Annotated in this window: 8 protein-coding genes; 4 read left to right on the top strand and 4 right to left on the bottom strand. The window is 68.5% G+C overall.

The window, feature by feature from the left end:
• Positions 1–55 precede the first annotated feature (55 nt).
• Positions 56–664, bottom strand: coding sequence for a DUF502 domain-containing protein (locus ACODTB_RS22685; RefSeq protein WP_488929753.1), 609 nt, complete (start codon positions 662–664; stop codon positions 56–58).
• A 126-nt stretch (positions 665–790) separates the two neighbouring features.
• Here ACODTB_RS22685 and ACODTB_RS22690 point away from each other — a divergent pair, with 126 nt between their 5' ends.
• Positions 791–1,153: a hypothetical protein gene (locus tag ACODTB_RS22690; RefSeq protein WP_291120138.1), complete on the top strand. Its 363-nt coding sequence runs from the start codon at positions 791–793 to the stop codon at positions 1,151–1,153.
• Here ACODTB_RS22690 and rsmI read toward each other — a convergent pair.
• A complete protein-coding gene (gene rsmI, locus ACODTB_RS22695; RefSeq protein ID WP_291120135.1) occupies positions 1,147–2,067 on the bottom strand; it encodes a 16S rRNA (cytidine(1402)-2'-O)-methyltransferase in 921 nt (306 codons plus the stop codon). The genes ACODTB_RS22690 and rsmI overlap by 7 nt on opposite strands.
• Between rsmI and ACODTB_RS22700 the strand changes: the two genes are divergently transcribed.
• Genes ACODTB_RS22700 through ACODTB_RS22710 form a run of 3 tightly spaced genes read left to right on the top strand, consistent with a single transcriptional unit; the run spans position 2,058 to position 3,811 of the window.
• Positions 2,058–2,495: a YraN family protein gene (locus tag ACODTB_RS22700; RefSeq protein WP_291120237.1), complete on the top strand. Its 438-nt coding sequence runs from the start codon at positions 2,058–2,060 to the stop codon at positions 2,493–2,495. The genes rsmI and ACODTB_RS22700 overlap by 10 nt on opposite strands.
• A gap of 36 nt (positions 2,496–2,531) precedes the next feature.
• Entirely contained in the window at positions 2,532–3,152 is a 621-nt protein-coding gene (locus ACODTB_RS22705; protein WP_291120132.1) for an SIS domain-containing protein, read from the top strand.
• Positions 3,149–3,811 (top strand): BON domain-containing protein, encoded by a 663-nt coding sequence (locus ACODTB_RS22710; RefSeq protein ID WP_291120129.1) that lies wholly within the window; start codon positions 3,149–3,151, stop codon positions 3,809–3,811. The genes ACODTB_RS22705 and ACODTB_RS22710 overlap by 4 nt, the downstream gene beginning before the upstream one ends.
• Before the next feature lie 107 nt (positions 3,812–3,918).
• Here ACODTB_RS22710 and ACODTB_RS22715 read toward each other — a convergent pair whose 3' ends face one another.
• Both ACODTB_RS22715 and ACODTB_RS22720 read right to left on the bottom strand, forming a co-directional pair.
• Positions 3,919–4,821 (bottom strand): NAD(P)-dependent oxidoreductase, encoded by a 903-nt coding sequence (locus ACODTB_RS22715; protein ID WP_291120126.1) that lies wholly within the window; start codon positions 4,819–4,821, stop codon positions 3,919–3,921.
• Between the two features lie 116 nt (positions 4,822–4,937).
• The gene (locus tag ACODTB_RS22720; protein WP_291120124.1) at positions 4,938–6,074 is read right to left on the bottom strand and encodes a PilT/PilU family type 4a pilus ATPase; all 1,137 of its coding nucleotides are present in this window, start codon (positions 6,072–6,074) and stop codon (positions 4,938–4,940) included.
• Positions 6,075–6,155 lie beyond the last annotated feature (81 nt).

Here is a 6,155-nt window from a genome sequence, read left to right on the forward strand (position 1 = left end):
AGGTCTCCAGGCGACGGCAGTCTGGTTGGAAGCGCCACCCCGGCGCAAGTTCCGCTCAGGGCGGGTTGCGGCTGACCGAGGCCATCCACGCGAGCAGCGAGGCGCGCATGGCTTCTTCGACCGACATGTCGATCGGCGTGGTCCAGCTGCGCGGCACGAACACGGTGTAGCCGCCGATCATGTAGCCCATGGGAAGGTAGACCGCCACGTGGTCCAGCTCGGCCAGCCCTGGCGGCAGGCCGGCCATGTTCTGGCGCGTCACCAGGCCGACGATGGTCATCTCATTGTCCGGCATCTTCAGCATCACCACCTGCTGTTGCGCGTCTTTCTTGTTGGGCGCGAAGTAGTCGGCAAAGCTCTTGAGCGAGGAATAGATGCTTTTGACGACCGGCAGGTTGGTGAACGGCAGCTCCACCCAGGAGAGCATGCGCGCTGTCACGGGCTGGGAGATCAGGAAACCCAGGCCGAAGATCATGGCCGCGCCGATCACGATGCCCAGGCCAGGCAGGTAGAAGTCGCCGACCAGCGGTCGGATCGCCCACATGGCGATGGTTTCCACCCAGACGATGAACAGGTACAGCACGTAGACCGTGAGCGCCACCGGCAGGAAGGTGATCAGGCCGCGGAAGAAGTACTGGTAGATCGGTTTCACACGCGGGAGCATACCGCGAGGTGGCTTGCAAACCGCCAGAATGCCCCCATCTGCCCGCTGTTTGCCCCATGCCGGGTGGCACGCCTGGTGTTTGCGCCAGTTCAGGAACTCCCTCGGGGCCAGGAGGCTCTCTCATCCATGAACGGACTCTTCGACTTCTTTGGCCGCGTGCTGCGTGGCGTGATCCGGCTGGCGCTGGCCCTGGCCGCCCTGGTCTTCGTGCTCAGCCTGCTGCTGGCGTCCCTGGTGGTGGTGGTCGGCGTCTCGCTCTGGTCGCTGGTGACCGGCCGCAAGCCCGCCCCGGCGGTGGTGTTCAGCCGCTTTCGCCAGACCTCGCAGCGCTACACGCAGGGCGTGTGGCCAGGTGGCACGGGCGGCGTGCGCCGGCCCATGGGCGATGTGGTGGATGTCGAGGCCACCGAGGTGCCCGACGCACCGCCCTCAGCGCGCGAACCGGGTTCCCGATCAGGCCCCGACCACACGGCGCGCGTGATCTACTGATCGGCCCGCCGGGCCAGCGCGGCCTCGTACAGGGCGTTGCGCGGCTGGCCGGTGATCTCCGCGCACAGGCGCACGGCGGTCTTCAGCGGGAGTTCGGCCAGCAGCAGGTCCAGCGTGCGAAGCGCCGCCGCGCCCACCGCGCCGGTTTCGGCCGCCTCGGCCATCAGCGGGTGCACCATCAACACGAACTCGCCGCGCGTGCGGTGCGCGCCGGCCTGCAGCCAGCCGGGGAAGGCTTCGGCCGGCATGGGCGCGATCTCCTCGAACTGCTTGGTCAGCTCGCGCCCCACGGTGAGGGTGCGCTGCCCCAGCATGGCCAGTTCCTTGGCCAGGGCCTCGATGCGGTGCGGCGCCTCCAGCAGCACGCAGGCACGCGCATCGGCGCCGATCTGCTGCACCTCGCGCTGGCGCTCGGCCGCCTTGGGCGACAGGAAGCCGGCGAACACGAAGCGGCCGTCCCAGCCGCTGTGCCCAGCCACGCTGAGCAGCGCGGTGATGCTGCTGGCGCCGGGGATCGGCAGGCAGCGCAGGCCGGCGGCGGCCACGGCAGCGACCAGGCGCGCGCCCGGGTCGCTCACGCCTGGCGTGCCGGCGTCGCTCACGTAGGCGATGCGCTGGCCTTCCTGCAGGCGCTGGACCACGGTCTGCGCGGCCTCGGCCTCGTTGTGCTCGTGCAGCGCCAGCAGCGGCTTGTGCAGGCCGTAGCCCTGCAGCAGCGCGGCGGTGTGGCGTGTGTCCTCGCAGGCCACGGTGTCCACGAGCGAGAGCACCTGCAGCGCGCGCAGCCCGATGTCGGCCAGGTTGCCGATGGGGGTGGCGACCATGTAGAGCGCGCCCTGCGGATAATGCTGGTGCCCCGCCGCGTCACGGGCGGCGGCCAACAGGGATGGAGTGCTTGCAGACAATGTGGACATCCAGAAAACAGGCAGCGCCCTCGGAGAGCGGCGCGGCGAAACAGACCACCAAGGACCGGGGCGACGCCGCGGAAGATGCGGCCCTGGTCCACCTGCGGCGCCATGGCCTGGCGCTGGTGCGGCGCAACTTCAGGACCCCGGGCCGGGGCGGTGGCGAAGTCGATTTGATTATGCGCGAGCCCGATGGCACGCTGGTCTTCGTTGAGGTGCGCCAGCGCGCCAGCCAGCGCCAGGGTGGGGCCGGCGCCAGCATCACCGGGTTGAAACAACGCCGCATCGTGTTCGCGGCGCGGCACTTTTTGCTGCGGCTCGGCTCAGAGCCTGCATGCCGCTTCGATGTGGTGCTGATCGATGGTGCGTTCGACGCGCCGACGCCGGTGCGCATCGAGTGGCTGCGCGCCGCCTTCGATGCCTCCGTGGCATTCTGAGCAAATGGATACACCCCTCACCGCTATGATCGCGCCATGCTTCTGCAACGCATCCAGCAACAGTTCATCGACAGCGCCGACCTGAAGTACCAGTGCGCCCAGTCCCTGGCACCGATGGTGGAGTCGGCCATCGCGGCCGTGCTGGCCAGCGTCACGGGCGGCGGCAAGGTGCTGGCCTGCGGCAATGGCGCTTCGGCCGCGGCCGCGCAGCACTTCGCGGCCAGCTTCGTGGGCCGCTACGAACGCGAGCGGCCCGAGCTGGCGGCGTTTTCGCTCTCGTCCGACGCGGCGGTGCTCACCGGCATTGCCAACGATTTCGATGCCCGCGCGGTGTTCGCCCGCCAGGTGCGCGCGCTCGGCCAGGCCGGCGATGTGCTGCTGGCGCTGTCCACCAGCGGCAATTCGGCCAATGTGCTGGCGGCGGTGGAGGCTGCGCACGAGCGCGAAATGGTCGTGGTGGCGCTCACCGGCGCGCGCGGCGGCCGCCTCTCGATGCAACTGCGCGACACCGACGTGCACCTGTGCGTGCCGCACGAGCTGCCGGCCCGCATCCTCGAAGTGCATCACCTCGTGCTGCACTGCATTTGCGACGGCGTGGACGCCCAGCTGCTGGGCCTGCCCGACGAGTCCAACACCCCTATGGAGAGTGCCTCATGAGCCAGATCAAGAACACCCCTTCCTTTCACCGCATCGCCGCTGCCGCGCTCGCCGTGGCCGCCCTGGGCGCCACACTGAGCGCCTGCGCGCCCCTGGTGGTGGGCGGCGCGGCCGTGACCGCGCTGGTCGCGGTGGACCGCCGCACCTCGGGCGCGCAGCTCGACGACCAGGGCATCGAGCTGCGGGCGTCCAACCGCCTGAAGGACGAGCTGGGCGACGCGCATGCGCGCTACAACCTCTCCAGCTACAACCGCCGCGTGCTGATCACCGGCGAGGCCTCCAGCGAGGCGATCAAGAGCAAGGTCACGCAGATCGTGTCCGGCGTGGAGAACGTGCGCGAGGTCATCAACGAGCTGGGCGTGACCAACAGCCCCTCGCTCAAGGAGCGCGCGAGCGACACGCTGATCACCGGCCGGGTGAAGGCCTCGCTGGTGGATGCCAAGGACCTCTCGGCCAGCGCCTTCAAGGTGGTGACCGAGCGTGGCACGGTGTACCTGATGGGCCGCGTGACACAACGCGAGGCCGATCGCGCCACCGACATCGCGCGCAACACGCAGAACGTCTCGCGCGTGGTGCGCGTGTTCGAAATCATCTCCGAGCAGGAACTCGCCAACATCGGCGCCGCCAAGCCGCCCGCACCGGCGAATCCCGCCAAATAACGCCGCTCGAAGAGGCGTGGCCCCTTCCAGAACACGGCGGAACCGGCTTTGACGGGCCGCACGTGTTGCCCCCTTGGGGGGTGACGCCGAAGGCGGCGCGGGGGGGGCTACCTCAACCGCTTGATGAGGCTGGAGGTGTCGAAGCGCTGGCCGCCCATGGCCTGCACGTCGGCGTAGAACTGGTCCACCAGCGCGGTGACCGGCAGGCGCGCGCCGTTGCGCTTGGCTTCGTCCAGCACAAGGCCCAGGTCCTTGCGCATCCAGTCCACGGCAAAGCCGAAGTCGAACTTGTCGGCCACCATGGTCTTGCCCCGGTTGTCCATCTGCCAGCTCTGGGCCGCGCCTTTGCCGATCACGTCCAGCACCTGGGTCATGTCCAGACCGGCCTTCTGACCGAAGGCGATCGCTTCGGACAGGCCTTGCACGAGGCCGGCGATGCAGATCTGGTTGACCATCTTGGTGAGCTGGCCAGCACCGCTCTCGCCCATGCGGGTGAAGGCGCGCGAGAAAGCCATGGCCACCGGCCTGGCGGCGTCGAACGCGGCTGCCTCACCACCGCACATCACGGTCAGGGCGCCGTTCTGCGCGCCCGCCTGGCCACCCGAGACGGGGGCATCCACGAAAGCGATGCCCAATGCCTTGCCCGCGCCATGCAGCTCGCGCGCCACGTCGGCCGAGGCGGTGGTGTGGTCCACGAACACGGCGCCGGGCGACATGCCCGCGAAAGCGCCGTCGGCACCGAGCACGATGGAGCGCAGGTCGTCGTCGTTGCCCACGCAGGCGAACACGATGTCCGCGCCCTGGGCGACCTCGCGCGGCGTCGGCTTGTGCGCCCCGCCGAACTCGGCCACCCACGCGGCCGCCTTCGCGCTGGAGCGGTTGTAGACCGTCACAGCGTGGCCGGCGCGCGCCAGATGCCCGGCCATGGGGTATCCCATGACACCCAGGCCGATGAAGGCGACCTTGCGCGCAGGGGTGGGTTCGTAGGTGCGTTCGGCGATGCTGCTCATGAAGAGGTCTTTCGTGCGGGGTTCAAGAAATGTCGCGGAACCGGCCTTGCCGGGCCGCAGACATTGCCCCCTTGAGGGGGTGACGCGCGCCAGCGCGGCGCGGCGCGGGGGTGTTTTTACACGATCGTGAGGTGCTCGGTGCCCGCCGCCAGGTCCAGCGACTTGGCGCGCTGGCTGTTGAGCTTGATCTGCAGCCGCAGGTCGTTGAGCGAATCGGCGTTGCGCAGCGCGTCTTCGAGCGTGATGAGGTTGGCCTCGAAGGCGTTGAACAGCGCCTGGTCGAAGGTCTGCATGCCCATCTGGGTGCTCTTCTTCATGATCTCCTTGATCTCAGCGACATCGCCCTTGAAGATCAGGTCGGAGATCAGCGGCGAGTTCAGCATGATCTCCACCGCCGCGTGACGGCCCTTGTTGTCCTGGCGTGGCACCAGGCGCTGGGAGACCAGCGCGCGCAGGTTCAGCGACAGGTCCATCAGCAGCTGGGCACGGCGCTCTTCGGGGAAGAAGTTGATGATGCGGTCCAGCGCCTGGTTGGCACTGTTGGCGTGCAGCGTGGCCAGGCACAGGTGGCCGGTCTCGGAGAACTGGATCGCGTGCTCCATGGCTTCGCGGTCGCGGATCTCGCCCATCAGGATCACATCGGGCGCCTGGCGCAGCGTGTTCTTCAGCGCGGCCTCCCAGCTGTCGGTGTCCAGGCCCACTTCGCGCTGCGTCACCACGCAGTTCTTGTGCGGGTGCACGAACTCGATCGGGTCTTCCACCGTGATGATGTGGCCATGCGTGTTCTCGTTGCGCCAGTCCACCATGGCCGCGAGCGAGGTGGACTTGCCCGAGCCGGTCGCGCCGACCAGGATGCACAGGCCGCGCTTGGAGAGCGCCACGTCCTTGAGCACCTGGGGCAGGCCGAGCTTGTCGATGGTGGGCAGCACGGCGGGAATCGTGCGCAGCACCATGCCAACCTTGCCCTGCTGGATGAAAGCGTTGACGCGGAAGCGCCCGATGGCCGGCGGCGAGATCGCGAAGTTGCACTCCTTGGTGCGCTCGAACTCGGCGGCCTGCTTGTCGTTCATGATGGCGCGCGCCAGCGCCAGCGTGTGCGTGGCGTTCAAGGGCTGCGGCGACACCTTGACGACCGACCCGTCGACCTTGATCGCTGGCGGAAAATCGGCGGTCAGGAACAGGTCGCTGCCCGAGCGGCTGAGCATGAGGCGCAGCAGGTCGTTGATGAATTTGGATGCCTGGTCGCGTTCCATGAGAGTGTCCTTTGATCAGCAGTGACGGCCGCCGCGCAGGGCCGCCCCAAGCAAGGCCAGCCCCCTTGGGGGGCAGCGACC

The organism is Hydrogenophaga sp. FG152 (assembly GCF_057809615.1).

Bases quoted from the DNA above. Each gene is read 5' to 3' on its own strand.
- ACODTB_RS22685 (WP_488929753.1), bottom strand. From the start codon at position 664: ATGCTCCCGCGTGTGAAACCGATCTACCAGTACTTCTTCCGCGGCCTG.
- ACODTB_RS22715 (WP_291120126.1), bottom strand. From the start codon at position 4,821: ATGAGCAGCATCGCCGAACGCACCTACGAACCCACCCCTGCGCGCAAG.
- ACODTB_RS22690 (WP_291120138.1), top strand. From the start codon at position 791: ATGAACGGACTCTTCGACTTCTTTGGCCGCGTGCTGCGTGGCGTGATC.
- ACODTB_RS22705 (WP_291120132.1), top strand. From the start codon at position 2,532: ATGCTTCTGCAACGCATCCAGCAACAGTTCATCGACAGCGCCGACCTG.
- ACODTB_RS22700 (WP_291120237.1), top strand. From the start codon at position 2,058: ATGTGGACATCCAGAAAACAGGCAGCGCCCTCGGAGAGCGGCGCGGCG.
- rsmI (WP_291120135.1), bottom strand. From the start codon at position 2,067: ATGTCCACATTGTCTGCAAGCACTCCATCCCTGTTGGCCGCCGCCCGT.
- ACODTB_RS22710 (WP_291120129.1), top strand. From the start codon at position 3,149: ATGAGCCAGATCAAGAACACCCCTTCCTTTCACCGCATCGCCGCTGCC.
- ACODTB_RS22720 (WP_291120124.1), bottom strand. From the start codon at position 6,074: ATGGAACGCGACCAGGCATCCAAATTCATCAACGACCTGCTGCGCCTC.